Origin of the sequence: Salegentibacter tibetensis (assembly GCF_020164485.1) — a bacterium.
Classification (GTDB): Bacteria; Bacteroidota; Bacteroidia; order Flavobacteriales; family Flavobacteriaceae; genus Salegentibacter; species Salegentibacter tibetensis.
The window spans coordinates 1-24,931 of record NZ_JAIQZA010000013.1; the positions used below are offsets into that span (position 1 = coordinate 1).

26 protein-coding genes are annotated in these 24,931 nt (G+C 34.6%); 13 read left to right on the plus strand and 13 right to left on the minus strand.

Going from position 1 to position 24,931, the window contains the following annotated elements; all coding sequences use genetic code 11:
- The first annotated feature begins 328 nt into the window (after window positions 1–328).
- Window positions 329–1,180, plus strand: a complete 852-nt coding sequence (locus LB467_RS08465; RefSeq protein WP_224473606.1) for a class I SAM-dependent methyltransferase — start codon at window positions 329–331, stop codon at window positions 1,178–1,180.
- 70 nt (window positions 1,181–1,250) lie between these two features.
- Here LB467_RS08465 and LB467_RS08470 read toward each other — a convergent pair whose 3' ends face one another.
- Genes LB467_RS08470 through LB467_RS08475 form a run of 3 tightly spaced genes read right to left on the minus strand, consistent with a single transcriptional unit; the run spans window position 1,251 to window position 1,760 of the window.
- Window positions 1,251–1,439: a type II toxin-antitoxin system RelE/ParE family toxin gene (locus LB467_RS08470; protein ID WP_224473693.1), complete on the minus strand. Its 189-nt coding sequence runs from the start codon at window positions 1,437–1,439 to the stop codon at window positions 1,251–1,253.
- Window positions 1,415–1,546 carry a hypothetical protein gene (locus LB467_RS19175; protein ID WP_262901620.1) on the minus strand — a complete coding sequence of 44 codons (132 nt, stop codon included), beginning with the start codon at window positions 1,544–1,546 and terminating at the stop codon, window positions 1,415–1,417. Before LB467_RS19175 ends, LB467_RS08470 begins: the two co-directional genes overlap by 25 nt.
- The gene (locus LB467_RS08475; RefSeq protein WP_224473607.1) at window positions 1,536–1,760 is read right to left on the minus strand and encodes an addiction module protein; all 225 of its coding nucleotides are present in this window, start codon (window positions 1,758–1,760) and stop codon (window positions 1,536–1,538) included. Before LB467_RS08475 ends, LB467_RS19175 begins: the two co-directional genes overlap by 11 nt.
- Window positions 1,761–2,113: 353 nt before the next feature.
- Here LB467_RS08475 and gmd point away from each other — a divergent pair, with 353 nt between their 5' ends.
- Entirely contained in the window at window positions 2,114–3,226 is a 1,113-nt protein-coding gene (gene gmd, locus LB467_RS08480; RefSeq protein ID WP_224473608.1) for a GDP-mannose 4,6-dehydratase, read from the plus strand.
- 53 nt (window positions 3,227–3,279) lie between these two features.
- Entirely contained in the window at window positions 3,280–4,206 is a 927-nt protein-coding gene (locus LB467_RS08485) for a GDP-L-fucose synthase family protein (protein ID WP_224473609.1), read from the plus strand.
- Window positions 4,207–4,420: 214 nt separating this feature from the next.
- Here LB467_RS08485 and LB467_RS08490 read toward each other — a convergent pair whose 3' ends face one another.
- The 10 genes from LB467_RS08490 to LB467_RS08535 form a co-directional block, all read right to left on the minus strand.
- Window positions 4,421–4,981, minus strand: coding sequence for a helix-turn-helix domain-containing protein (locus tag LB467_RS08490; RefSeq protein ID WP_224473610.1), 561 nt, complete (start codon window positions 4,979–4,981; stop codon window positions 4,421–4,423).
- Window position 4,982: 1 nt separating this feature from the next.
- Window positions 4,983–5,327: a type II toxin-antitoxin system HigB family toxin gene (locus LB467_RS08495; RefSeq protein ID WP_224473611.1), complete on the minus strand. Its 345-nt coding sequence runs from the start codon at window positions 5,325–5,327 to the stop codon at window positions 4,983–4,985.
- Window positions 5,328–5,647: 320 nt separating this feature from the next.
- The gene (locus tag LB467_RS08500) at window positions 5,648–6,787 is read right to left on the minus strand and encodes a glycosyltransferase family 4 protein (RefSeq protein WP_224473612.1); all 1,140 of its coding nucleotides are present in this window, start codon (window positions 6,785–6,787) and stop codon (window positions 5,648–5,650) included.
- 1 nt (window position 6,788) lies between these two features.
- Window positions 6,789–7,667 carry a hypothetical protein gene (locus tag LB467_RS08505; protein ID WP_224473613.1) on the minus strand — a complete coding sequence of 293 codons (879 nt, stop codon included), beginning with the start codon at window positions 7,665–7,667 and terminating at the stop codon, window positions 6,789–6,791.
- The gene (locus LB467_RS08510; protein ID WP_317196357.1) at window positions 7,668–8,999 is read right to left on the minus strand and encodes an MBOAT family O-acyltransferase; all 1,332 of its coding nucleotides are present in this window, start codon (window positions 8,997–8,999) and stop codon (window positions 7,668–7,670) included.
- A 108-nt stretch (window positions 9,000–9,107) separates the two neighbouring features.
- Window positions 9,108–10,502 (minus strand): glycosyltransferase family protein, encoded by a 1,395-nt coding sequence (locus LB467_RS08515; RefSeq protein WP_224473615.1) that lies wholly within the window; start codon window positions 10,500–10,502, stop codon window positions 9,108–9,110.
- A gap of 87 nt (window positions 10,503–10,589) precedes the next feature.
- On the minus strand, window positions 10,590–11,879 hold the full coding sequence (locus tag LB467_RS08520) for a glycosyltransferase family 39 protein (protein WP_224473616.1): 1,290 nt from the start codon (window positions 11,877–11,879) through the stop codon (window positions 10,590–10,592).
- Between the two features lie 20 nt (window positions 11,880–11,899).
- The gene (locus tag LB467_RS08525; RefSeq protein ID WP_224473617.1) at window positions 11,900–12,625 is read right to left on the minus strand and encodes a class I SAM-dependent methyltransferase; all 726 of its coding nucleotides are present in this window, start codon (window positions 12,623–12,625) and stop codon (window positions 11,900–11,902) included.
- Window positions 12,625–13,338: a glycosyltransferase family 2 protein gene (locus tag LB467_RS08530; protein ID WP_224473618.1), complete on the minus strand. Its 714-nt coding sequence runs from the start codon at window positions 13,336–13,338 to the stop codon at window positions 12,625–12,627. Before LB467_RS08530 ends, LB467_RS08525 begins: the two co-directional genes overlap by 1 nt.
- Window positions 13,339–13,522: 184 nt before the next feature.
- The gene (locus tag LB467_RS08535) at window positions 13,523–14,287 is read right to left on the minus strand and encodes a hypothetical protein (RefSeq protein ID WP_224473619.1); all 765 of its coding nucleotides are present in this window, start codon (window positions 14,285–14,287) and stop codon (window positions 13,523–13,525) included.
- A gap of 287 nt (window positions 14,288–14,574) precedes the next feature.
- Here LB467_RS08535 and LB467_RS08540 point away from each other — a divergent pair, with 287 nt between their 5' ends.
- From LB467_RS08540 to LB467_RS08585, 10 genes are all read left to right on the plus strand, one after another.
- The gene (locus LB467_RS08540) at window positions 14,575–15,435 is read left to right on the plus strand and encodes an ABC transporter permease (protein WP_224473620.1); all 861 of its coding nucleotides are present in this window, start codon (window positions 14,575–14,577) and stop codon (window positions 15,433–15,435) included.
- 189 nt (window positions 15,436–15,624) lie between these two features.
- Window positions 15,625–16,905 (plus strand): ABC transporter ATP-binding protein, encoded by a 1,281-nt coding sequence (locus LB467_RS08545; protein ID WP_224473621.1) that lies wholly within the window; start codon window positions 15,625–15,627, stop codon window positions 16,903–16,905.
- The gene (locus LB467_RS08550) at window positions 16,892–17,698 is read left to right on the plus strand and encodes a sulfotransferase domain-containing protein (RefSeq protein WP_224473622.1); all 807 of its coding nucleotides are present in this window, start codon (window positions 16,892–16,894) and stop codon (window positions 17,696–17,698) included. Before LB467_RS08545 ends, LB467_RS08550 begins: the two co-directional genes overlap by 14 nt.
- A gap of 60 nt (window positions 17,699–17,758) precedes the next feature.
- Window positions 17,759–18,586, plus strand: coding sequence for an FkbM family methyltransferase (locus LB467_RS08555; protein ID WP_224473623.1), 828 nt, complete (start codon window positions 17,759–17,761; stop codon window positions 18,584–18,586).
- Window positions 18,583–19,434, plus strand: a complete 852-nt coding sequence (locus LB467_RS08560; RefSeq protein WP_224473624.1) for a class I SAM-dependent methyltransferase — start codon at window positions 18,583–18,585, stop codon at window positions 19,432–19,434. Before LB467_RS08555 ends, LB467_RS08560 begins: the two co-directional genes overlap by 4 nt.
- Complete coding sequence (locus tag LB467_RS08565; RefSeq protein WP_224473625.1) at window positions 19,431–20,705, plus strand: glycosyltransferase; 1,275 nt, start codon at window positions 19,431–19,433, stop codon at window positions 20,703–20,705. Before LB467_RS08560 ends, LB467_RS08565 begins: the two co-directional genes overlap by 4 nt.
- Before the next feature lie 162 nt (window positions 20,706–20,867).
- Entirely contained in the window at window positions 20,868–21,686 is an 819-nt protein-coding gene (locus LB467_RS08570) for a glycosyltransferase family 2 protein (protein WP_224473626.1), read from the plus strand.
- An 18-nt stretch (window positions 21,687–21,704) separates the two neighbouring features.
- Window positions 21,705–22,682 (plus strand): glycosyltransferase, encoded by a 978-nt coding sequence (locus LB467_RS08575; RefSeq protein ID WP_224473627.1) that lies wholly within the window; start codon window positions 21,705–21,707, stop codon window positions 22,680–22,682.
- 43 nt (window positions 22,683–22,725) lie between these two features.
- Entirely contained in the window at window positions 22,726–23,418 is a 693-nt protein-coding gene (locus tag LB467_RS08580; protein WP_224473628.1) for a class I SAM-dependent methyltransferase, read from the plus strand.
- A gap of 269 nt (window positions 23,419–23,687) precedes the next feature.
- Window positions 23,688–24,920, plus strand: coding sequence for a glycosyltransferase (locus tag LB467_RS08585; protein ID WP_224473629.1), 1,233 nt, complete (start codon window positions 23,688–23,690; stop codon window positions 24,918–24,920).
- Window positions 24,921–24,931: the final 11 nt, after the last annotated feature.

Sequence of the window (24,931 nt, forward strand, 5' to 3'; positions counted from 1 at the left end):
TAGAGATTTTTGATGAAAATCTGAACTTAAGTCTGAATCGAAGTATGAATTTGTAAATTCTGAGTGTCTTTAGGGTACTTAAGTTCAGCTCTCTTCTTTTAATTTAGCTTAATATAAATATATTAATGCAAGTCTAAAGGAGTGGTCCCGATGCAATCGGGATTGTATCGAGAAGTGGTAATCGTATTCCTAACCTATTCTCTATACAGTGCTATTTCGCTAAGAATCAAACCCTGCTACCCAAACTGACCTACTGAATTTTTGAGGCAGGTTATTTATTTTATTACTTTCATCTCAATTTTATATTTTTAGCCTTCAGATATAAACTATGGGTGCGTCAAATCTTAACCAGGATAAAAATAAACTTCATTACGAAAAGCTTTATGCCAACTACAACATAAAGAATATCCTCCATTGGATCAATAATCTTGACGGTTTTCTTGCTTCGGCGACCACTACCGAAACCAGCTGGTTCGCACTTTATCAAAGAGAATTTAAGGAAAGAATAAAAGGAAAGAAAGTTTTAGAAATGGGCTGCGGCGATTGTGTAAATGCAGCGGTAATGGCTGCTCTTGGCGCTGAGGTTTATGCCAATGATATAGCAGATTCCAGCGGTAAGATCGTAGAGGCTTTAAATGAAGCCTATAAATTTGAATTTTCTATTCGCTTTGTAAGTGGGGATTTTTTAGAAAATAACCTGGATTCAAAGCAATTCGATTTTGTGGTGGGAAAAGCTTTTTTGCATCATTTAGAATTACCGGTGGAAGAACAATTCTTAAAAGAAACCGCCCGACTCTTAAAAGAAGATGGGGAAGCCCGGTTTTTTGAACCGGCGGTAAACTCAAGATTACTCGATGAGCTTCGGTGGTATATTCCGGTTAAAAACCGGCCATCAAAATTTTATAAAACCGACTTTGCTGAATGGAAAAAAAACGATCCACACCCCGACAGAAGCTTTAGTTCAACGCATTTTGAAAAAGCAGGCAGGAAGTTTTTTGCTGAAGTCGAAACCATTCCGGTAGGGACCCTGGAACGCTTTAGCCGGTTTTTTAAATGGGGAGCGCCAAAAAATAATTTTAAAAAGTGGGCTTTAAAAACGGAAACCAAACTCCCTCGAATCATAAACAGACCCCTAACCCGCAGTCAATTGATTATCTATAAAAAACCAATATCGTTCTAAATTAAAAAGTGGCGCTTGAAAAATAGTTAGTACGGATTGTATCCTAAGTGTAGTTTTATAAGGGAATAACTCAGGTTCTTTCAGATCCTATTTTGGGATCTCTTTTCGTATGTAGTACAGCGTGTATAAAAACCAAATTGTTTTCTATGGTATAGTAAACTGCAAAAGGAAAATTTTTAGTAAAGAGAAGCCTAACTTCATTATACCTTTTTTGAAAATGTTCAGGATTATGCCTTAGTAATTCAATGGCATTGTCAATTTCCTTAAAAACCGTTCAGGAAGATGAGTAGCACGGGTGTGGTACCAATCAACAGCTTCAGTTATGTCCTTTTCTGCCATTGGTTTTACAATAAGCTTATAGCTCATATTGTTTTTTCAAAGTGTCCTGTATTTCCTCCCAGCTCTTTCCTTCATTTGGATTTTCCTGATGGTATTTTAAACGTTTGTCTAAAACTTCTTTATGGGATTGTGGCAATTCATTCTCATCAGCTTCTATGATTGCATTAATAATCATCAACATACGCTCATCAGCATGTTCAATATATTTTTGGATCCGGTTCTTTATTGCTATTGTATCCATTTTATTACTGCTTTCTTTCAAAAATACAAAATTGTTCTATGCTTTATTATTTTTTAGCTGAAATTAGGTATATACTCTTTACCATATATATGCCTCTAGGATCCTAAATTAATTACAAAACCCCATCTTAAATCTGGACTCCTGAATCTTACATGTTTTAAACCTTAAAACCTTGAACTGACAACTGACAACTGACAACTGACAAACCAACCAACAGACCCCAAACAATAAACAGGCTTAAGCCTAAACTATAGACAAAAGACCCTTTTAGAGTAAACTGAGAACTCCGGAAATAAAAATTCTTTTATCTTGGGCAGGTATTTACCGGTTTGGTTCCGGAGAATAGAAAAAGGATGAAAAAAGCATTAATAACAGGAATAACCGGTCAGGATGGAGCTTATTTAAGTGAATTTCTTCTGAAAAAAGGATATGAAGTACATGGAATTAAACGCAGATCTTCACAGTTCAATACCTCCAGGATCGACCACCTTTACCAGGATCCTCATGAGACAAATAGAAATTTTATTCTCCATTACGGAGACATGAGCGATAGTACAAACCTAATCCGTCTCATCAAGGAGATCCAGCCCGACGAGATCTATAACCTGGCTGCGATGAGTCATGTACAGGTTTCATTTGAAATTCCGGAATACACGGGCAATACCGACGGACTCGGCGCTCTCCGGATTCTCGATGCGGTGAGATTACTGGGACTGGAGAAAAAGGTCAGGGTTTACCAGGCTTCCACATCTGAATTGTTTGGGAAGGTTCAGGAAAGTCCGCAATCGGAAACTACCCCTTTTTACCCCCGCAGTCCCTACGGTGTTGCAAAGCTTTACGCATACTGGATCACGGTTAATTACCGTGAGGCATATGGCATGTTTGCCTGTAATGGCATCCTTTTTAACCATGAATCCCCTTTAAGGGGAGAGACTTTTGTAAGCAGGAAGATTACCAGGGCAGCGGCAAGGATTGCTTTAGGGATTCAGGATAAATTCTACCTGGGGAACCTGGATGCACAAAGAGACTGGGGGCATGCAAAAGACTATGTAAGAATGATGTGGATGATCCTGCAGGCCGAAGAAGCTGAAGATTGGGTAATCGCTACCGGCACCACCACCAAAGTAAGGGATTTGGTTAAAATGGCTTTTTCAGAAGTGGGAATAGAACTGGAGTTCAGGGGGGAAGGAGTAGAGGAAAAGGCCCTGGTGAAATCCTGTAAGGATGAGCGTTTTCAGCTTGAAAAAGGAAAAGAAGTTCTGAATATCGACCCGCGATACTTCAGGCCAACCGAAGTTGATCTGCTGGTAGGTGATGCGTCAAAAGCTCATAAAAAGTTAGGCTGGAAACCGGAATATGATTTAACCGAATTGATAAAAGAAATGATGGAAAGCGATCTGATGCTGATGCAGAAGGAACAACACCTGAAAAAGGGAGGCTTTACCACTTTAAATTATTACGAGTAAATGAAAATAGATTACACGGATTAAAACGGATTAAAACGGATTGCACGGATTAAATGGATAGAAATAAAAAAATATATATAGCAGGTCACAGGGGAATGGCTGGTTCGGCTATTTGGAGAAAATTGTCAGGGGCAGGATATACCAATCTTTTAGGGAGAACCTCAGGGGAACTTGACCTCAGGGACAGGATAGCCGTAAACCGGTTTTTTGAAGAGGAAGGTCCGGAGGTGGTGATTCTGGCTGCGGCAAAGGTAGGAGGCATTTGGGCCAATAATGAATTTCCGTATGAATTCCTTATACATAATCTGCAAATACAAAATAATGTTATTGATGCGGCCCACAGCTATGGTATAAAAAAGTTTATTTTCCTCGGAAGCTCCTGTATCTTCCCCAAATATTCTCCTCAACCCATTAAGGAGGAATACCTGTTGTCTGGCGAGCTGGAACCTACCAACCAATGGTATTCCCTGGCAAAGATCGCCGGGATTAAAGCCTGCGAGGCTTTGCGCCGACAATATCAAAAGGATTTTATATGCCTGATGCCGACAAATTTATATGGCCCGGGAGATAATTTCGACCTGAAAACCTCGCATGTGCTTCCGGCAATGTTGAGGAAATTCCATGAAGCAAAAGGTCGGGACCATGCCCCGGTAAAGCTATGGGGAACGGGAAGTCCTATGAGAGAATTTATGCATGTAGATGACCTGGCCTCGGCGGTTTTGTTTTGTCTGGAGCATCAGCTGGAAGAAACTATCTATAATGTGGGAACCGGAAAAGACCTTCGAATAGATGAACTGGCAGTTATGATTCAGCAGATTACCGGCCACAGCGGAGAAATACTCTGGGACGCCTCCAAACCCGACGGCACTCCCCGAAAGTTACTCGATGTCGAAAAGCTTAAAAACAAAGGTTGGCAGGCAGGGATAGCACTGGAAGAAGGGATTAAGCAGACTTATAAGTGGTATCAGGAATCAGTTTAGAAGTTGTTCCCTGATTAATGTAAACTCTTTCTTATATAAATACACACGTTGACTTCGAGTGTTTTTTATGAAGCGGTAGCAGAATAAAAAATGTATCGAGAAGTCTTTTTTAGTTCGTACTCTTAACCTGTTCTCGATACAAATTCAAAATTGCTCCCGCATTTTGAATTCACCCGCCTGTCGGCCGGGCAGGCTCGAACTCAACGGGCAGGATTTAAACTAACTCAAAATCTTCTTTACTTAATTTTAAATTAGGGTTGTCTATTTTTTTAATAGAGGATCTTATTTTTACTCTTTCATCCTGGGGAAGGAATGTAGGAACAAGTTTAGTTAAATCAATCTTTAATAATCTATTTATTACTATTATATCTCTCAATGAAAATGGTCTAACTCCATTCATTAATTCAGAGATGTATGATTTATTTTTATGACCAAGTAAAACTCCAAAATCTTGTTGAGTAAGACCTATTTTTTTAAGTTTTTCAAGAATTATATCTTTTCTTCTCTGAATGAATTGTCTTTCATTCTCAGCAATTGATTCAGCAACATCACTTTCTAATATTCTCTTATTAGAAATTTTTAAGTCTTGAGACCAATTTTTTGATTCATACTTTTCAATTAAATCTCTTAACTTAGATCTAAGCTGCTTTAAAGAAGGATCTTTTTTTGATAAGATTCTAAGTTTTCTATCAGCAATTAAAGCTCTTTCGACCTCCAATTCATTTTTAATTTCTCCTTTTTTAATGAGTTCTTTTATGTCAAATTGTGTTTCCATATTATTCAATCCAATCGTTTGATTTTAACCAGGCTTTAATAGTGTTTTTGTTGTTCTTAAAAGCTGTAGTGTAATCGTTGTGATTCCCTACCCATATTACAGTTGCTTCATTGTCATCAAATTCTATTAATATCATTGTTCTGTCTGCACGAGTAATATCAAAAAAATAAAACCCTACATTATGAACACAATCAGCGTCAATTCTTGTTTCAGTTAATTCAAGTCCATTCTTCCAGTTATTCGATTCAATAGCATCAATTAAATCAATAATTCCTTTAGAAAGGATTTTGTTGCCTCTATTCTTTCTTTTGAACTTCTCTAATTTCTTCTTGTTGATTAGTCTCATTAGTAAGACAAAAATAACAAAAGTTCTTATATAAACTGAACTTTATTCTTTAATATTCCTGTCGAGGTCTGGCCTAATGACCAGTGGCGCTGTCTTAGGAAAGCCTACAACTTAACAGAGTATGTCTTCAGCTTAACCGTAGTTTCTTCTAAGTTTCTTCGTTTCTCCCCCGTAAATACGGACTTTTTACGGAGAAACTTCGAAGAAGTTACGAGGGAGTTATGGAGAAACATAAAGCAAAGTCAAATGCTGAAACGATTAAAATCTAACTTAGGCATAATTACTAAAGGTGAAAAATTATCTATTTTACCGCAAAAATACTACCGCCTAACGACTGACTCATAAAACCCAATATTCTCCTCCACAACAACCTCCGTAGAAAACCTCTCAACAACTCTTTTCCTCGCTGCTTTCCCCATCTTTTCTGCAAGTTCATTATTCTCAAGAAGTTTCAAGACCTTATTTGCATAAGTAGCGTGGTCTTTAGGATCTACGGTATATCCTGTCTCCCCATCAATCATCACTTCCTTTGCCCAGCCTACATTGGAGGTTACCAGTGCTTTCTCCATTGCCATTGCTTCCAGCCAGGTCATAGGTAAGGCTTCAGCAAAGCTGGGAAGCACAATCACTGCCGCTTTGGAGATTTGTGCTTTTATTTCTTCGTAGGGCAAACTCCCCGTCCAGGTAACTTTTTCCCGACTCTCATCATCCAGGATGTCTTCAAACAAGGCACGGGTAGATTTTTCGGTTTTTATATCGAGTACATCCCTGCCGGCCATGATCAAGCTGGTACTGGGATTTTCTTTATTGATGAGGTTAAAGATTTCCGCCAGCTCCAATACCCCTTTTTTTCTGATGACACTCCCAAAATAAAGAATGCTATCTGGCAGCACCTTTTCTCCTGTTGGTTTAAAAACCTCTACATCTACCGAGTTAGGGATAACCTTTATTTCCTTTTTTAGTTCAAAAATCTCTTTGGTTTTTTTAGCTGTAAATTCGCTGACTGAGAGCAGGTGATCTGCATCTTTTAAAGCCAGTTTTTCAAACCAAAAATTTTTCTTTTTCTGCGGCCGACTCTCCAGCCGACAAAAATAGGAGTCGCTGCCGTTCATTCTTATTACCAGCGGACACTTCAGCTTCATAAAAGCACTTATCCCTGTCCAGTCCGGGGCTTCGAGAGCATCTATTTTCTGCTCTTTTATTACCTTATTAATATAGAATTCCAGGTATTTCCTGTACCGATACCAGCCAAAGAAACTATAATGCAGCTGCTTGATAAAATGAAAGCCTATCCCGTTTTTTTGAAAGACCTGATCTTTTTCCTGTCCGTAAACAAAAACCGTGATACGCACATCCCTTTTTACCAACTGATCGGCCAGGTTTTTAATACTGGTGCCAAGACCGCCGGAAGGGGTGGAGTGGGGGTGGGGGTATTCGGGAGTAAGGAAGGATACATGCATATTAATTAAGTATCAAGTCTTCTGTAATGATTTTTGTAAATTCTTGTGCTCCTTCTTTATTCAAATGACCACAATTGAAATAATTTTCTTCTTTATTGTCAAAGATTGAAATATAATTTTTCCAATTGGGAAGTCGCTTTTCAAGAGAATGGATAATATGACGGTTTTCTACTTCATCGCAGTATGGAGCGGTAAAAAAGAGTAATTTGGTGCCACTTTTTTCACTTAAACTAATCATTTTATCTAAATCATTATTATTTCTCTTTAATTTTGAAGGAAAACTTCCTGATACAGCAGTTCCCTGTCCAATTTTAGGGGTAAAACCTAGTGAAAAATCAAGATTATTTTTTCTATTCATTAAAGAAGCTATTAATTCTCTTGTTCCTAAAACTTTATTATAAATTAAGTATCGGTAAAAAGGAATTTTAAAGTATGCGTCTTTTCTGTCTTGACTTGGAATTAAACTTCTAATATCCGATTTATTAATAAATGGGATGATCCCTGCTTTAAAGAAATTTGTTAAGCCAGTATGATTATAATTGTAATCAATTTGCATAAAAGCTTTATCAAATTTTATGTTGTTTAATTCAGCAAATTCCATTAAGATATACATATCCGTAATTGAAGCACCTGATATCCCTAAATTGATACAGGATTTACCTGTGACTCTTTCTACCAATTCACAATCTATATGATTTTCTGTACGAGAAGATCCAAAAAATGCCACATCGTAATGTGTGTTTTTTAACTGTAAAATCTTCTGAACTTTTAAACGTGGTTTCGAGTTCTGATATATATATGAATAAATATGATCCAGACTTACTGCCAGCACAGTGATTAGAATAAGAATTTGCGCAATATATTTTAGAAATTTTCTCATCTAAAATTGAAAATAAATAAATTCCTGATAATCAGAAAATACTCCCAGGCTTAATATCAATAATAGGATAAGGATGATCTTCAAAAATTTAAATCGACCAATAAATGGATGCTCTTCATTTCTTTGAAACCATTCAAGAACCACGAATAAGAAGATTAATAATATAAGTTCAATATTATACCTTTCAATAGATAAATACTGTAATTTAAAATTTTCAAAAGCTATGATTCGCTTGAGGTAATTAATTGCAGTGGAAAATGAGTCAGCACGAAAAAAAATCCAACCTATACTAACTATTCCAAAAGTATAGAGCATTTGAAATGTCTCTTTGATACCTGGTAAGTATCGATTTTTACCCGCAGTGTCCAGATACTTTCTATTTCTGCTTACCAGCAATATAGGTATAAAAAATAAAGCGTGTAGTCCACCCCAAACTATAAAGGCCCAATTTGCACCATGCCATAAACCACTGACCAGAAATATCACAAAAACATTTCTAATAGTATGAATGCGATTATTTCTGGAGCCTCCCAAAGGGATATATAAGTAGTCCCTAAACCAGGTTGAAAGAGAAATATGCCACCTCCTCCAAAATTCTCCAATGTTTCGTGAAAAGTAAGGATAATTGAAATTTTGCATTAATTTTATTCCAAATAAGCGGGCAGTTCCAATTGCCATATCGCTGTATCCTGAGAAATCCCCATAGATTTGAAATGCAAAATAGACTGCTCCTAAAATCAGGCTTAGCGAATTCATGTCTTCATGGTTATCGAATATTTCATTTACATAAATCGCACAACTATCGGCAATTACTACTTTTTTGAAAAGTCCCCAAATAATTAAATGTACACCTTCCCGGGCCTGATAGAAATTAAAATTTCTTTTTTTATTTAATTGTGGCAAGAGGTTTTGAGCTCTTTCTATTGGGCCTGCAATCAGTTGCGGGAAAAAGGCAACATACAAGCTGAAGTTGAAAAAATTCCTCGTAGGTTGCATCCTTTCTTTGTAAACTTCGATGGTATAACTTAAAGTCTGAAAGGTATAAAATGAAATCCCAACCGGGAGGATGATACTCCAGCTTGAATAGTTCATTTCGAAGCCCATTTTTGACCAGGCCTCAGTCCAACTTTCCAGAAAAAAATTAAAATATTTAAAATAAGCAAGTAAGCCTAAATTGGAAATTAAGCTTATTCCTAACCAGGCTTTGCGGGTTTGTTTTCTGGTGCTATGAACGATTTTTAAACTTAAGGTGTAATCTACTAAGCTACTAAAAATGATTAATCCCAGAAACCTGTAATCCCACCAGGCATAGAAAAAATAACTTGCTGCCAAAAGCAGGTAATTTTGAAACTTAGCAGATTTTGTGAATACCTTCCAGTATAGTATAAAAACGACTGGTAAAAATATTAAATAGGGTATGGAGTTAAATAGCATCCTGATTTATTGATTACCGACCACCTTAACAAAATCCCATATCCTTACCGAAGCCTTATCGGCCGGTTCCTGGTTTATTCTATTAAACCATTCCAGAGCTTTTTGTGCTTTCTCGTTTGGATCTTTTAAGGCCTCTTCTAATTTAGACGGGATTTCATCTTTTGAATTCAGCCAGTAAACCTCCTCCCTGATAGGCATCGATCTAAAATGCACAAATTTATAGACCTTTTTGGGATTCCAGTCAACCTGGATTTTTTTTGTTACCTCATAATTAAGATATAAACAGGGCTTATCGAAGATCGCGAAATCGAAGACCATTGAGGAACCTACATTGACCACGGCTTCTGAGTGAAAAATAGTATTGATCTGTAAGCTCAGATCTTCCCTGGTGGGAAGAATGGTGTTCCATTGTTCGCCGGCCTTTTCCCACTTTGGTGTAATTGGGGTTATTAGATTTTTATATTTTTCTAATACTTTATCATATCTATCGGAAAAATCTACAGGACAACGCCTAAAAATAATCCCCAGCTTATGTCCTCTGGAATTTAGGTGCCTTACAGCTTCCGCCAGGTCTTTAAGGTATTGTGGGTCGTGTGGGGAAGTAGTGATATCATCCCCGCTAAAACATATGTATTTTTTAGAAAGCTCCAACCCATGCTCTTTAAAAAATTCTTCCCGGCTATGTCTTAAACTAAGATCGTAATGCGGTTCGAACTGAGGACTCCCGCTTGTAAAAACCTGTTTCTCATAAATATGTGGATAGTAGGTAAGTAATTCCTTTTTCATATAATCGCTCCAAACAAAATAGTGATCGGTTTCCACTACCATTGTGGCTTTTGGCAGGTTATCCCAGGAAAAAATAAAAGAAGCGGTAGAGATACCCAGGTCCTGTGCAGCAGTCAAAGGAGCGATAGCATTAACCGGGCGTTGATTCGTACAAAATACTAGGTCGGGTTGCTCTTTTTCCAGCACAGCTTTGCAATCCCTATAGAGTTCTCCTTTTCTTTCCGAAAGTCTCATCTTTTTTCTAAGTCTCTGTAAACCAGATTCTCCTTTATGAGTTTTAGTCAGGGACCTGACAATCGTATTTTTAACAATGGCTTTAAAACCTTTTTGGGAGTTAGGAAATTTATAGCTTTGGTAAACCGGATCATTAAACTTCTGGCTAAAATGATCAAGTTCTACTTCTATTTTTGCTCTTTTAAGCAAATCGGTTTGAGACCTGGGTTTTCCTTTTAGTTTTATTTCCTTATAATCTAAACCGGTAAGATCAAAAGGGGTATGATTCCAGAATACTACCTCCCAGCCCAATTCTTCTCCTATTTTCACAAAAGAGGTAAAAGCGAAATTCCTAAGGCCAACGCCATCGGGAAGGAGGATAAATATTTTTTTTAGTTTCAATTCAGAAGTTAATGTTAGGTATTTCCAAATATATCAATTTTGAATTGACCCGAGGTTTGAGAATACTAACCTTTTAATGAAAATAATTTATTTTAAAGATTGGCTGGACGTAAATCCAGTCATTTTTTTTATCATATCATTTATTACAAAGGCGATAAAAAGTAATTCAAGACCCACCTGAGGCATTCTAAATCTAAACCCGGAATAAGTTAGAATGGTAATGCCTACTGTAGATAATATCAGGCCAATAGCAAGAGAATATATGAGTTTATTTCTGGTAAAAATTAGTATATATAACAATGCTAATAAAGCAAAAAACTGGAAAAGCCACCTGCCAGTTTCGAGTATGCCAGGCTTTTCGGTTTCAGGAAAGGGGTTAAAAGCACTAAGCAATTTCTGACTTATGATGGGGAAAATTAAGTCTAGATTTGATTTGATAAAATGAATAGTCGCGTTTTTATATAATTGCATTCTTTCTACCTCACCGTAATTTTTTCTCCTGTCATATTCATAATCCAACAACACCAACTCCTCATCTGCAAGATCGCCTTGTGTATTAGTATGTTCTTCCGAAACTTTTGGATTCCAGCCTTTTGCCAGAACCGCCCCAGAGGAAGTGGTAAGAACAATCTCATTGGTCTCCAGAATCACCAAATTCCTGATGATCCAGGTTGAAACTATAGAAGCACAAATAAGCGATGACAGGATGAATATTTTTAATTTAACCTCTTTTTTAAGGTACAATACCATCCAGATAGAAAACGGTAAGAGAATATAATAGGGATGAGATAAAATAAGCACACCTCCTACCACTGCCTGGGGTAAAAACCCGGACTTATTTCTTGCAAATCGTATTAATAAATACAGCCATAAAGTAATAAAGAAAAGGGTAATTGGTTCTGAAAGGAAAACCCGGGAATAAAGCTGCCAGGCGGGGCTTATTCCATATAGAAAACTTGCCGCAATAATAACTGCCTCCTGAAGTTTTAATAATTTAAGAGTCTTATAAAATATGTATAATCCAAGACTGTGTAGTAAGAACTTAAAAATTATAATATAAGTGAGATTATAACCAAAAATGAGAAATATTCCTGAAATTATTAGTGGCCAAACAGGAGGTCTAAAAGCAGTGGAATTAGTGAAAGAGTAATTTTTGGTATTTATCTGGCCAAGTTTAAAATCTTCCAACAGTGAGTCTCTTGATGCATTTAAATGACCGTAATTACCCGTTTTTGCCAGAGTTAGGCCCAGATGAATATAATCCCACGGATCTCCACCAGCCTCATATTTATAATCATTGGCTATTTTAAAATTATACAATAGTAAGATCAGAAAAATAGACCCTAAAACGATTTTTAATATTAGACTTTTCTTCAAGGGAGATTTTTATAATCTTTTTATTTTCTGCCTACTACTATTGTAGAAAGACCTATCCTATTTTTTAGAAGCCTGTCTACTCTTTTCCATAAAGGCACAAGCTTATTATAGATTCTCATTTGGCTAGATGGGATCGTGTCTTTTTTTAACAATCCTCCACTTATATACCATCCAAATACTCCTATAAAATTAAAATATTTCTTATGAATTATTTCTATTCCATTTTTTTCAAAAAGATCTGAAAGGGTTTCTATAGTATATCTTCTGAAATGCCCCAGTTCTTTATCAAACCTATTATAAAGTTTCTGATAAGACGGAACTAAAATTATTAAATGACCACCTTTTCTTAATAATTTTTTGCAATTGCTTATGGCTAAATCGTCATCCTCAATATGTTCAATGACATTCAAAGCAAAAACGGTATCATACTTTTCCAGGTGATTGCTGTAGGCTTGTTCAAATTCCGGATGAATTAAATTAAGTTTATCAATACCCAGTAGATTTTGTTTGGAGCCAAATTTATGCTGAAGAGATAAACAGTATTCTTCCCGAAGATCGGTGAGCATAATTTCATCTTCATTATTTATGAAAAATTCAGAGATATTCCCCAGGCCACTTCCTATTTCTAATATTTTACCAGTTGAAAACGGGTAGATGGTTTGGAACATCCACTTATTAAAAAGATCTGCTTCTCCAACTACATCAAGAGTGTTTTTACCCACTTTATCTGTCACAGGATTTTTCATTATTTAATTAAGTTGTATCTAAAGACGCAATAGATTGCTTTTACCCCATCTTTCCAGTTTATCTTTTTGCCTTCGGCATAAGTTCTTCCATAATAAGAAATTCCAACTTCATAAATTCTTATCTTGGGAATTCTGCAAATTTTTGCTGTTACTTCCGGTTCAAAACCAAAACGCTTCTCCTTTAAGTTTAAACTTTTTAGAATATCTGCTTTAAATAGCTTGTAACAGGTTTCCATGTCGGTTAGGTTAAGATTGGTAAAGGCATTGTTCAAATTAGTAAGGAATTTGTTTCCTATCGTATGCCAATAAAAAAGCACCCGATGCGGATTTCCACCCATAAAACGGGAGCCATAAACCACATCTGCCCGACCGGAGATGATAGGTTTAAGCAATAAATTATACTCCTCTGGATCATATTCTAGGTCGGCATCCTGGATAATTATATAATCTCCGGTAGCTAACTCAATGGCTTTATGAAGTGCTGCTCCCTTTCCCTGATTGAATTCCTGCCTGAAATAAATAATAGGTAGTTCCGGATTTCTATGAATAAACTCTTCAATTAAATCACCTGTTTTATCACCAGAATGATCATCAATAATCACAATTTCTTTGTTCAGGTGAAAGTTAAGTTTTAAATCTTTTAAGGTTTTTAAAATAGGAATGATAGTTTCCTGTTCGTTATAAGCCGGAATAAGGATAGATATTTTTTTCAAGGATTGGTTAACTTTACTTCAAATATATCTTTTTTATAAATACTTGAAATATTAATTTTTTTTACTCTTTTAAATTATCCATTCAGTTTGCAATTTTTCATTAAGAGTATTTACAGATGCTTTTTGGCCCGTTGTGAAGGTGGAATAATTGCTTACAAAGTTTTAATCTATTAATAGATTTCAATTAAACTTCAGAATATCGTAGTGGGAATTCTATTGAGCAAAAGCTGCCCCTACCAACATAGTTATTAGGTAAATGATGAACTGTAGCCTCGTGTGGCGTGATATAACCTTCAGTATCTTCAAGTAAGGGTACTATGGTTCCTTTATATCTATTCATATTTTTCCCATGCCATCCTATAGCAGCTTTTTCTCTAATACCGTAGGCATCGAATTCCAATTTCCATTCCGGGCTTTTAATGAATGCTTTTAATTCCTTCTTATCCATTATCCAGAAGCCGCAATATGGATTATGTCTATTCAATAAAAATTTTTGTCCCTCGAGCTCTATAATTTCTGTAAGTGGCCTGGTCACGTCAGTTAATAACCTTCTGTTTTTTTTATCTATTTCATGCCTGAAAAATCCTAACTTATAATTATTAGACAGAGCTTTTTTATTGAACTTCAGCCAATATTCAAAGTTTTCTTTTTTAAACTCGATATCATCTTCGAGGTAAATTTGAATATCATAGTCATCAACCATTCTTTCAATATAATTCCGGTTTTCCCAGGCCAAATAAAAAGGATGAATAAACCACTTAATTCCGATCTTATCTAAAAAGCTTTTTTTTGAAAATCTAGATATGAGTGATTTTCTATAAGTGAAAATTTTTAAGTTGATATTAGGGATATTCTTATATAAGAGTATTTTTTTATTTGTATAGATATAGATATCAATCCTAGAGTCAATTTCCAGCAAAGCCTCAATAACTTTTTTAAGGTATTGCAATCTCGAGGGATTATAAAAAAATGTTATATGTGCTGCTAATTTCAATAATTTTTTTTGGGGACTAAAATTACAAAATATCTAGATTAAAACTTAAGGTATGACCTTTTTCCACATAAAACCGGAACACATAAAAGCAGAGGGTAGAATGCTGAGCAAATAATTGATTAACCTTATCCAGTTTGTTTTAGCATGAAATAGCGTTTGCAAATAAATTGGAAGGAATATTTTTTACCAGCTTCTAACACTAAAAAAATTTCTTAATTTCACACACTAAATTCATTTTTGCATTGAAACAACCGGAAGATGACTGGCTTTACGAAATAAGTCCTAAACGCAAATTTATATACCTAAATTTTAAAGAGATTTGGGATTACCGGGATTTACTAATCCTATTTGTAAAGCGTGATATTGTTACGGTATATAAGCAAACTATCCTTGGGCCGCTATGGTACTTTATTCAGCCGCTTTTTACCTCTGTGATCTTTACGTTGGTGTTTAATAACATTGCAAATATTCCCACGGGAAATGTGCCACCTTTTCTCTTTAACCTGGCAGGGATCACCGCCTGGAATTATTTTAATCAAAGCCTCACTCAAACTTCTAATACTTTTACTGCCAACGCGGGAATTTTCGGGAAGGTCTATTTTCCACGAGTGATCATGCCTCTAAAAACAGTAATTTCTGGCTTGTTTAAATTCGGAATTCAATTAAGCATCCTGATTGTCTTTTATATTTATTTCCTATTTCAGGGCTATGATTTGCGGCCTAATTCTAACCTCTTACTGTTTCCAGTTTATGTTTTGATGATGGCACTTTTAGGTTTGGGGGCAGGGATGACTATATCGGCTTTTACTACTAAATACAGGGATCTTACGGTTATGGTGGGTTTTGCCACCTCTTTGTTAATGTATATTTCTGCGGTGCCTTATCCTTTAAGTGAGGTGTCTGAGAAGATTCCTGAGTTGGCATGGTTGGTAAAATACAACCCTTTGGCACAAATTATTGAAGGTTTTAGATACATGATTCTAGACACTGGAATTTTTACCTGGAGTGGTTTTTTCTATACCATGACTTTTTCTATTGTCTTATTTTTGGTCGGCCTTGTGGTTTTTAATGGTACTGAGAAAAACTTTATCGATACAGTTTAAATTAGTTTATTAAACAATAGTCGATAATCCGGGAATCGTTAATTGGTTAATTCGGAAGTGTAAAGGCCAGGTGAATGAAATTATAGAGTCTGAACCTGTCAACCGCAAAAAAAAACCATAAAATTTTCTTATTTTTCCGGCGTCAATCTTAGACCGTCAACTGCTTACTTAAATACTGCGTACTAAATCATGAGTGTAATCCTAAAAGCCGAAAACATTTCCAAACAATACCGCCTGGGTACTGTAGGAACCGGTACGCTTAGTCATGATCTAAATCGCTGGTGGCACATGATTCGTGGTAAGGAAGATCCTTATTTGCAGGTGGGCGGAGTGAACGACCGTAGCGCTGTGGCTACTGAAGACTATGTGTGGGCCTTGAGGGATATTAATTTTGAAGTGAAACAAGGAGAAGTACTTGGCATTATTGGTAAAAACGGGGCTGGAAAATCTACTTTACTGAAACTGCTTTCACGAGTGACAGCACCTACTACAGGGACTATAAAAACTAAAGGGCGTATTGCCAGTTTGCTGGAGATAGGCACCGGCTTTCACCCTGAACTCACCGGGCGGGAGAATATTTTTATGAATGGGGCGGTTTTAGGTATGAAACGGGCTGAGATAAAAGCTAAACTTGAGGAGATTATAGCCTTCTCTGGCTGCGAAATGTATATAGATACCCCTGTAAAACGCTATAGCAGCGGGATGACGGTTAGGTTGGGCTTTGCCGTTGCTGCCCATTTAGAACCGGAAATCCTGGTGGTAGATGAGGTGCTGGCAGTAGGAGATGCCGAATTTCAAAAAAAGGCAATTGGGAAAATGCAGGATCTTTCTATGGGGGAAGGTAGAACGGTACTATTTGTAAGTCATAATATGGGTAGCGTGAGATCTTTATGTACCAGGGGTATTGTTCTAAATAATGGAGAATTATTCTTTGAGGGTGAATCCTCAAACGCAATTGACTTTTATTTGAATCAGGATAGTACAGAAGTAGGTTCTGGTAGAATGAATTTTACGAAGGAGAATTTAGGAAATAAAGAACTAAAGCTTTTAGAAGCCTCTATTACTGATAAAATAGGAAGAGTAAGAACTACCTTTTCCCAATCTGAGGGTATAAGAGTACATATTAAATTTGAAGTTTTTAAATCAATTATTGGAATGCGTTTCAATCTTAAAGTTAAAACTACTAGTGGTGAAGATGTTTTTGTGACAAGTTCTCATTTCGTGACAAAAGGCGGTGTAGAAAAAGGAGTTCATGAACTTCAACTTGAAATACCTGCTTTTTTGCTGAATATGAAGAGGTATGTTTTTAGTTTGAATGCAGGGATTCCTGGACATAAAATAATTATCGAACCGATTGATACACTTTTTGTTGATATCGTTGGTGAAAATGCAGGAGGATCTGATTTTGTTGAAAAATGGCCTGGAATAGTTTCACCTAAAATAAAATGGATTTTAAATGAGAAGAATTAAAAAATCTCTACAAAAATTATTGCGACTAGAAGAGCAAGCTAGTGCGATTTCACTAGAAACATTAGCAAAAGAAAAATTTACTCCAATTATTGAAACAAAAGATCATGATATATTTATTATAGGTTATCCAAAATCAGGAAATACCTGGATGCAAAATTTAATTGCAGGAGTACAATATGGCATTGAAACCTCCCTATTACCAGATACACTTACACAGGAATTAATTCCTGATATTCACGGTAAGTATTATTATAAACGATTCTCTGAATGTATGTTTTTTAAGAGTCATAACTTACCTCAGAAAAATATGAAACGTGTTATTCATTTAGTGAGAGATGGCAGGGACGCTATGGCATCATATTATGCGATGAACAAAGCTATGGGTAAAAATACTACCCTTGAAGAAATGATAGTTTACGGGAAAGATATTTACCCTTCAAAGTGGCATGAACATACTAGACAATGGATAAATAACCCTTATAATGCGGAAACATTAATTGTTAAATATGAAGATTTAATAAAGGATCCTTTTACGCAAATAAAAGCTGTGCTTGCATTTGCTCAATTGGACCGTTCAGATGAGGTTATTAACAAGGCAATTCATGGTAATTCCTTTGGTCAAATGAAAAGAAAGGAAGCGGTATTTGGGTGGAACAATAAAAACTGGGATCCTCAACAAGATTTTATTAGAAAGGGAAAAATAGGCACCTATAAAAAGGAGATGCCGGAAAACTTAATCCACATTTTTGAATTAGAATCAAATAAAGAATTAGAATATTTTAATTATTTGTAATATTAAACAAGAAATAAATGATTATTTAAGACTCAAATAATAACTGATGTTTTGATAAAATTGAAAAGATTTATTGCGCCTGAAATTAAAAGATTTATAAAACGAAAATTAGGCTTGTTAGATAAAAACCTACAAAAAGATTCTTTTGAGGAATTGAAAAAGATTCCTCGTTACACTAAAACAAAACTGCAGTTTAAGAAAGGAGAATTAATTATTCCGGACAGTGCTTCTTTCCTTTTTATGCAAAAAGAGATTTTTGAACAACATATATATAAGTTCCAATCGGAAAACATCAAACCTTATATAATTGATGGGGGTGCTAACATAGGTCTTGCGACAATTTATTTAAAACTTTTATATCCATCTTCTACTATTTTAGCTTTTGAACCAGATGCCGAAATTTTTAATATTTTAAAAAAGAATATAGAGTCCTTTAATTTTAAGGGGGTTGGATTAGTTCAAAAAGGGCTTTGGAATGAAGAAACAACCATTTCGTTCAAGTCTGAAGGTGCAGATGCTGGATTTATTTCCACATTAGATGAAACTGTAACCGCAACAAATTCAATAAATGTTGTTTCACTGAAACCGTATTTAAATAGGACGATAGATTTTTTAAAGTTGGATATTGAGGGGGCTGAAACAATAGTTTTAAAGGATATCGCGAATGATTTAGGAAAGGTGAAAAGAATTTTTGTCGAGTACCATTCTTTTGTGGGACAAGTTCAAACACTAAATGAAATTATCAATATACTTACAAAAGCAAATTTTAGAATTTATATGTCTATCCCAGGAAATAATTCTTTAAACTCTCCTTTAATGGGATTGAAAAGTTATAATAATATGGATTTTCAATTGAATATATTTGGATATAAAGAGGGCAATCAATGAAATTACTCAACTTAGGTTGCGGTCAGAACTATCATAAAGATTGGATAAATATTGACTTTGTTTCCAGTAGTGACTATGTTGTACCTCATAATCTCCTGGAAGGTATTCCGTTAAATGATGAATCTGTGAGTGTAGTTTATCACTCCCATGTTTTAGAACATTTCTCGAAAATGGATGGATTAAATTTTATGAAAGAATGTTTTCGAGTTTTAAAACCTAACGGAATTATAAGAATTGCTGTTCCAGATTTGGAAACGATAGCTAAAGAATATTTAAGGAATCTTGAATTGGCAAGTTTAGGGGACATAGGAGGAAAATATAATTACGAATGGATAAAACTAGAACTTTTAGATCAAATGGTTCGAAATGAAAGTGGAGGAGAAATGAAAGAATATTTATTCCAATCCTCAGTTCCAAACGAAAAATATATTTATAGTCGTATTGGATTAGAAGGCAAAACAATCAGGCAAGCTTTTTTGAAAAATCAAAATTTAGTTTCCACACAAATAAATATAACAGCGCCGAAGACATCCCTCCTAAAACGTTTTATGAACAGAATAAAAAAATATATTTCCAATAAATTAAGAAAATCAAAAAACGAAATTTTAACCGTAGAACAAAGAAGAGCCCTTCGTATTGGTAAATTTAGATTGAATGGAGAGATACATCAATGGATGTATGATAGGTACTCTCTTACAGAACTTTTAGAGAAAGTAGGTTTCAAGGAAATTATACTGTGTTCTGCTTTTGAAAGTCAAATTGATAATTGGGAAAAATATCAATTGGATGTTGTTGATGGCGAAATTAGAAAACCAGATTCTCTTTTTATAGAGGCGAAAAAGTCATGAAAATACTCATTGTAAATTCTATCGATAAAGGAGGGGCAGCAAATGCTTGTTTAAGATTGCACGCTGGTTTATTTCAAGAAGGTATTGATTCTAAGGTGCTATTAAGAGAAAAACAAAAGGAAACACTGCACACTTATACTCTAAAGCCCCAACAAAAAAAAGTATCCAAATCTCAAAAAATAGTAAACAAGTTTATAAAAATTTTAAGATCATACGGAATATTAAAAAAAAGACCAATTCCTGAGAAACTGTCCTTTTTAAAAAACAGGGAAAAGGGATTGGAATTTTATAGCTTTCCAGATTCTTCTTTTGATATTACTGCCTCAAAACTGTATAGGAAAGCAGATATTATAAACTTCCATTGGGTAGCTGATTTTCTTGATTTTCAATCATTTTTTAAAAAAAACACTAAACCGGTAGTGTGGACACTACATGATATGAATCCTTTTACTGGCGGTGAGCATTATAAAGAGGAATATTTGGGGATTGACAATACTGGGCGGCCACTTAAGAGAGAAGTAACCAAAGATGAAAAAATTAGATCTGAATCGAATCTTGAATTGAAAAAAGAAGCCCTAAGTAAAATTAAAAATATGAATATAATTGCTCCCTCTCGATGGCTTGCTGATGAAGCAAAAAAAAGCGAACTTTTTAATGCATACCCTGTTCATCACATACCCTATGGTTTGGACTCCCATACTTATAAACCGCTAGATCAAACTTTTGCCCGACGCTTACTGAGTATTCCAGAAAATAAAAAAGTAATTTTATTTGTTGCCGATTCTATAGATAATCAGCGTAAAGGGTTTATTTATTTAAAAAGAGCCTTTAGACAACTTTCTGACAAAAAAGACCTGGTTTTATGTGCAATTGGAAAAACCTCTGAGACTATAAGTGATGATTTAGATATTATAAATTTAGGAGTCATCAAGGATGAGCGGCTAATGAGCGCTGCTTATAATGCAGCAGACGCTTTTGTTATTCCTTCTTTAATGGATAATTTACCAAACACCGTTATTGAATCTTTAATGTGTGGTACACCTGTAATTGGATTTCCTGTGGGAGGTATACCCGAAATGATCAGAGATGGTGAAAATGGTTTTGTGGCAAAAGAGATAAGTGTAAACGCATTAGTTGAATCGTTAAAAACATTTTTAAATACTATGGATAACTTTAATAGGAAAAATATACGGACAAAGGCAGTAGAAAAATACGATTTAAAGATTCAAGCAGGGTCATATATTAAGTTGTTTGAGAGTATATTAAAGTAATATAACTTATAAGGTATTCAGCTAATCATGAAAAAAGCAATAATCACTGGAATCACAGGACAAGATGGTGCATAATTAGCTGAATTCCTTTTAAAATAGAGATATATAGTTCAAAGGATTAAAAAGGAATAGAAAAAGTGTAAAGAGAAAATATCTATAAAGATGCAGGAGAAGCCACAATTGTCAATCATCACGGTAAACCTGAATAATAGGGAAGGGTTAAAGAAAACCATGCAAAGTGTTTTTGAACAAACCTGGCAGGAGTTTGAGTTTATCATTATTGACGGCGGTTCCACTGATGGGAGTAGGGAATATATTGAGCAACATAAGGAAAAATTAAGCTATTGGGTGAGCGAGCCTGATAAAGGGATTTATAATGCGATGAATAAGGGGATTGATAAAGCAAATGGGGAATATCTTTTGTTTTTAAATAGTGGGGATAGTTTTAATAATAAAGAAGTTTTAAAGAATTTTAGTTTACTTAAACCTTTTGAAGATATAATTTATGGAAATTCCTTAATTATATATCCAGATAGCGAACCAGAATTAAAGGTCATGCCTTCAAATTTAGAAGGAATGACAATTTTTTATAGAACACTTAACCATCAATCTGTATTTCATAATAAAAGAATTTTCGAGAAAGGGAAAAGATATAATGAAGAATATGAAGTTTTGGCAGATTGGGTTTTATACAATGAAGTGGTTTTGTTTGAGAATGGGAGCTATCGACATATTGATTTAGTAATTGCAGATTATGACTTAAATGGTTTTAGCAGTAAACCTGAAAATAAGGCTGTAATGCAAAGAGATAGAAATAAATTTTATGCTGCAAATATTGATTTTTTCATAAACCACTTAATTCAAAATTATGAAGATTTAAAAGGTAAGAACAAAATAGCCAAATCAAATTATAAAAGCAAATATTATAAAGCCTTTGTTTTGTTTAAAAAGTCATTAAGAATGATAATAAAGGGTTATTAATATAGAAATAGTATTATAATGCATAAAGGCGTTTCCATAATCATCTGCACCTATAACGGAAAACCCACTTTGACCAAAACCCTGGAGCACCTGACACACCAGAAGTTTCAATGTGCTGTAGAAATTGTGTTGGTTGACAATGCCTCGAATGATGGCACCAAAACCTTTGCAGACGAATGGTGGAATTTACACGGAACGGAAAAATTAGGATATCGCTCTTATATTCAACCTATACCTGGCAAATCTTATGCTCAGGAATTGGGTTATAATAAAGCAAGCTATGAATATCTACTGATTTGTGATGACGATAATTGGCTCAGCCCTCATTATGTTCAAACGGCATTCGAAATTATGAATTCTTATGCCGAAATTGGTGCTTTGGGCGGTTGGTGCGAAGCAAAGTTTGAAGGCAAAAAACCGAAATGGTTTGATGGTTATAAAAAATATTTTGCCGTTGGAAAACAATCAGATATATCTGGAGATATTACTAAAAAAAAAGGTTGTTTATATGGAGCCGGGATGGTCATTAGAAAAAGCCATTGGGTATATTTAAAAGAGTTGGGATTTAAACCCCTTTTGACTTGTAGAAAAGGGGATTCCCTCAGTTCCGGTGGGGATACAGAATATTGTTATGCATTAAGATTATTAGGTTATAAAATATGGTATGATGATAGGCTACATTTTTTCCATTATATGTTGGCAAGAAGGGTAAATTTGGATTATGTATCTAAAGTAAGGAAAGCAATTTCATTTTCTAATTTTGTTTGTGAAGCTTATTTGGATGAATTGGCTGGGAAAGAAAACAGTGTGAATACATTAAATAAAAAGATTAAAAAAGAATTAAAAAACGATGTTTTCAGAAAAACTAAAAACATAATAATAGGAGATTTTGAGGCAAAAGAGAAAAGTAAAGAATTTTTCAGGAGGTTTTATAATTTAAAATTTAGGCAAGTTGAGTATATTGAAAACAGGGGTTCCATTAAAGAATGGTTGTAAAAATGAACCTTTTCGTTTTTGAAACTTATGTAATCAAAACAATATGAGATTAATAAAAAAAATACTTATCAAAACCAAACTTAAAGAACCCTTTAAAAAATTACTTGGAATTAAAAAATCCCCAGATGGATTTGCAGGATCGAAAATATATTGGGAGAACAGATATTTAAGCAACAGAGATTCAGGTCCTGGAAGTTATGGTCGATTAGCTGATTTTAAAGCAGAAGTGCTTAATGATTTTGTAATCAAAAACAACATCAAAAGTATTATAGAGTTTGGATGTGGAGACGGAAATCAATTGTCATTGGCAAATTATCCTAAATATATAGGTACAGATGTTTCAAAAACGGCAATTGAGCTATGTAAATCCAAATTCAAGACTGATACTTCAAAAAGTTTTTATTTGCTAAAAGACTTTAATGGGGAAAAAATAAAAGCAGAGTTGGTACTTTCATTAGATGTCCTTTTTCATCTTATTGAGGATAGTGTTTTTGAAATCTATATGGAAGATCTATTTAACACATCTACGAATTACGTAATTATTTATTCCAGTAATTATGAAGGAAATATTGCTCCACATGTTAAATGCCGAAAGTTTACCGATTGGGTGGATAAATTTCAAATGAATAATTGGGAGCTAAAACAAACCATTAAAAACAAATACCCATTCAATTCTGACGACCCTAATCAAACATCAATGTGTGATTTTTATATATTCAAAAGAAAACTTACGTAAAATAGATATAAAAAACACTCTAAGTTTAAAAAAAAGATAAATTTTAAGATTAAATTTAAAAAGCTATTAAGGGAAAATTTCTTCTTTTAAAGAGAATTACTAAACTTAGCCTCCAGTTTTTTATGAAAATCCGGAAGAAGTTACATATCAGGTATTAGAGCAAGAAAGAAAAATTTGTGAATTTCTAGCTTTTATTAAAGCTTTTGATAAGTACATAAGAAATAAAAATCAGGTAACACATTTAAGGGCTGAGCATAAAGAATAATAGGATGACCAACCTCAGGATCGCATTTTTAGTAACAACTTTTCCCACGGTTTCTGAGACCTTTATTGTAAATCAAATAATAGATTTAAAAAAGCGTGGCCATGAGGTGAAAATTTTTGCTTTTCAGAAGAATGAGAAGGCAATCGCGCATCGCTTAATTCCCGAGTATAATTTATTAGATCACGTTTATTATCAAAAAATACCGGAATATGGAAAAATAGAGCGCTTTTTTAAGCTTTTTGGTTTTCTTAAACGGAAATCACTACAGATAGATTTTAGCAGATTTCTAAGAATTTTCAATTACAGCAAGTTTGGTAAAAAAGCACTTAATCTAAGTTATTTTACCCGGTATAAATGGATTCTGGATCATGATTTAGACATAATCCATGCACATTTTGGTCCTAACGGAGTTTATGCGGCCGAAATGAAAAATTTCGGATTTTTAAAAAAAACAAAACTTGTTACCACTTTTCACGGTTATGATATTCATCCTGCACGAATAGCATCTTATCAAAACACCTATAAAGATCTTTTTAGGTTTTCAGACGCCATTACCTGTAACACTAAATATACTGCAGATCTACTAGCGAAGTTTGACTGTTTTCAAGAGCCTATGATTCTTCCAGTAGGTTTAGACACAGATTTTTTTAAAAGAGGACATTTTCTAAAATCTTCTAAAAACATTCGTTTAATTTTTATTGGAAGATTAATAGCTTTAAAAGGAGCTGAAATTTTAATAAGCATTTTTTATAATTTATATTCTACAGGCTATAAGGATCTTGAATTGGTGATTATAGGCGAGGGGCCTATACAAAAAAAGCTAGTTGAAAAAGTTGAAAATTTAAATTTAAAGAATAAAGTTTCATTTCTGGGAAGTCTTACACAAGAAGAAATAATAGAAGAATTAAGTAAGGCAGATATTTTTGTATTGCCGGGGATAGTGGATGAATCAGGTCGGTCAGAAACACAAGGTTTGGTAATTCAAGAGGCGCAAGCAATGGAGTTACCAGTGGTAGTTTCGGATGCAGGTGGAATGAAATATGGTTTAATCAACGGTGAAACTGGCTACGTTATAGCGTCAGGGAATATTAGTCAATTTTCTAATAAGATTGAGGGTTTGCTTGAAAATTCTGATAAGCGGGAAAAGATGGGGAAAGCCGGAAGGAAATTTGTTGTTGAAAATTATCATTCTAAGATTCTGGGAGATCAACTAGAGAAGATTTATAGAGATCTATAAGATAATTGATG

Excerpts from the sequence above, each read along its gene's own strand:
- LB467_RS08465 (WP_224473606.1), top strand. The coding sequence starts at position 329 with ATGGGTGCGTCAAATCTTAACCAGGATAAAAATAAACTTCATTACGAA.
- LB467_RS19175 (WP_262901620.1), bottom strand. The coding sequence starts at position 1,546 with ATGAGCTATAAGCTTATTGTAAAACCAATGGCAGAAAAGGACATAACT.
- LB467_RS08475 (WP_224473607.1), bottom strand. The coding sequence starts at position 1,760 with ATGGATACAATAGCAATAAAGAACCGGATCCAAAAATATATTGAACAT.
- gmd (WP_224473608.1), top strand. The coding sequence starts at position 2,114 with ATGAAAAAAGCATTAATAACAGGAATAACCGGTCAGGATGGAGCTTAT.
- LB467_RS08485 (WP_224473609.1), top strand. The coding sequence starts at position 3,280 with ATGGATAGAAATAAAAAAATATATATAGCAGGTCACAGGGGAATGGCT.
- LB467_RS08490 (WP_224473610.1), bottom strand. The coding sequence starts at position 4,981 with ATGGAAACACAATTTGACATAAAAGAACTCATTAAAAAAGGAGAAATT.
- LB467_RS08495 (WP_224473611.1), bottom strand. The coding sequence starts at position 5,327 with ATGAGACTAATCAACAAGAAGAAATTAGAGAAGTTCAAAAGAAAGAAT.
- LB467_RS08500 (WP_224473612.1), bottom strand. The coding sequence starts at position 6,787 with ATGCATGTATCCTTCCTTACTCCCGAATACCCCCACCCCCACTCCACC.
- LB467_RS08505 (WP_224473613.1), bottom strand. The coding sequence starts at position 7,667 with ATGAGAAAATTTCTAAAATATATTGCGCAAATTCTTATTCTAATCACT.
- LB467_RS08525 (WP_224473617.1), bottom strand. The coding sequence starts at position 12,625 with ATGAAAAATCCTGTGACAGATAAAGTGGGTAAAAACACTCTTGATGTA.
- LB467_RS08545 (WP_224473621.1), top strand. The coding sequence starts at position 15,625 with ATGAGTGTAATCCTAAAAGCCGAAAACATTTCCAAACAATACCGCCTG.
- LB467_RS08550 (WP_224473622.1), top strand. The coding sequence starts at position 16,892 with ATGAGAAGAATTAAAAAATCTCTACAAAAATTATTGCGACTAGAAGAG.
- LB467_RS08560 (WP_224473624.1), top strand. The coding sequence starts at position 18,583 with ATGAAATTACTCAACTTAGGTTGCGGTCAGAACTATCATAAAGATTGG.
- LB467_RS08565 (WP_224473625.1), top strand. The coding sequence starts at position 19,431 with ATGAAAATACTCATTGTAAATTCTATCGATAAAGGAGGGGCAGCAAAT.
- LB467_RS08570 (WP_224473626.1), top strand. The coding sequence starts at position 20,868 with ATGCAGGAGAAGCCACAATTGTCAATCATCACGGTAAACCTGAATAAT.
- LB467_RS08575 (WP_224473627.1), top strand. The coding sequence starts at position 21,705 with ATGCATAAAGGCGTTTCCATAATCATCTGCACCTATAACGGAAAACCC.
- LB467_RS08580 (WP_224473628.1), top strand. The coding sequence starts at position 22,726 with ATGAGATTAATAAAAAAAATACTTATCAAAACCAAACTTAAAGAACCC.
- LB467_RS08585 (WP_224473629.1), top strand. The coding sequence starts at position 23,688 with ATGACCAACCTCAGGATCGCATTTTTAGTAACAACTTTTCCCACGGTT.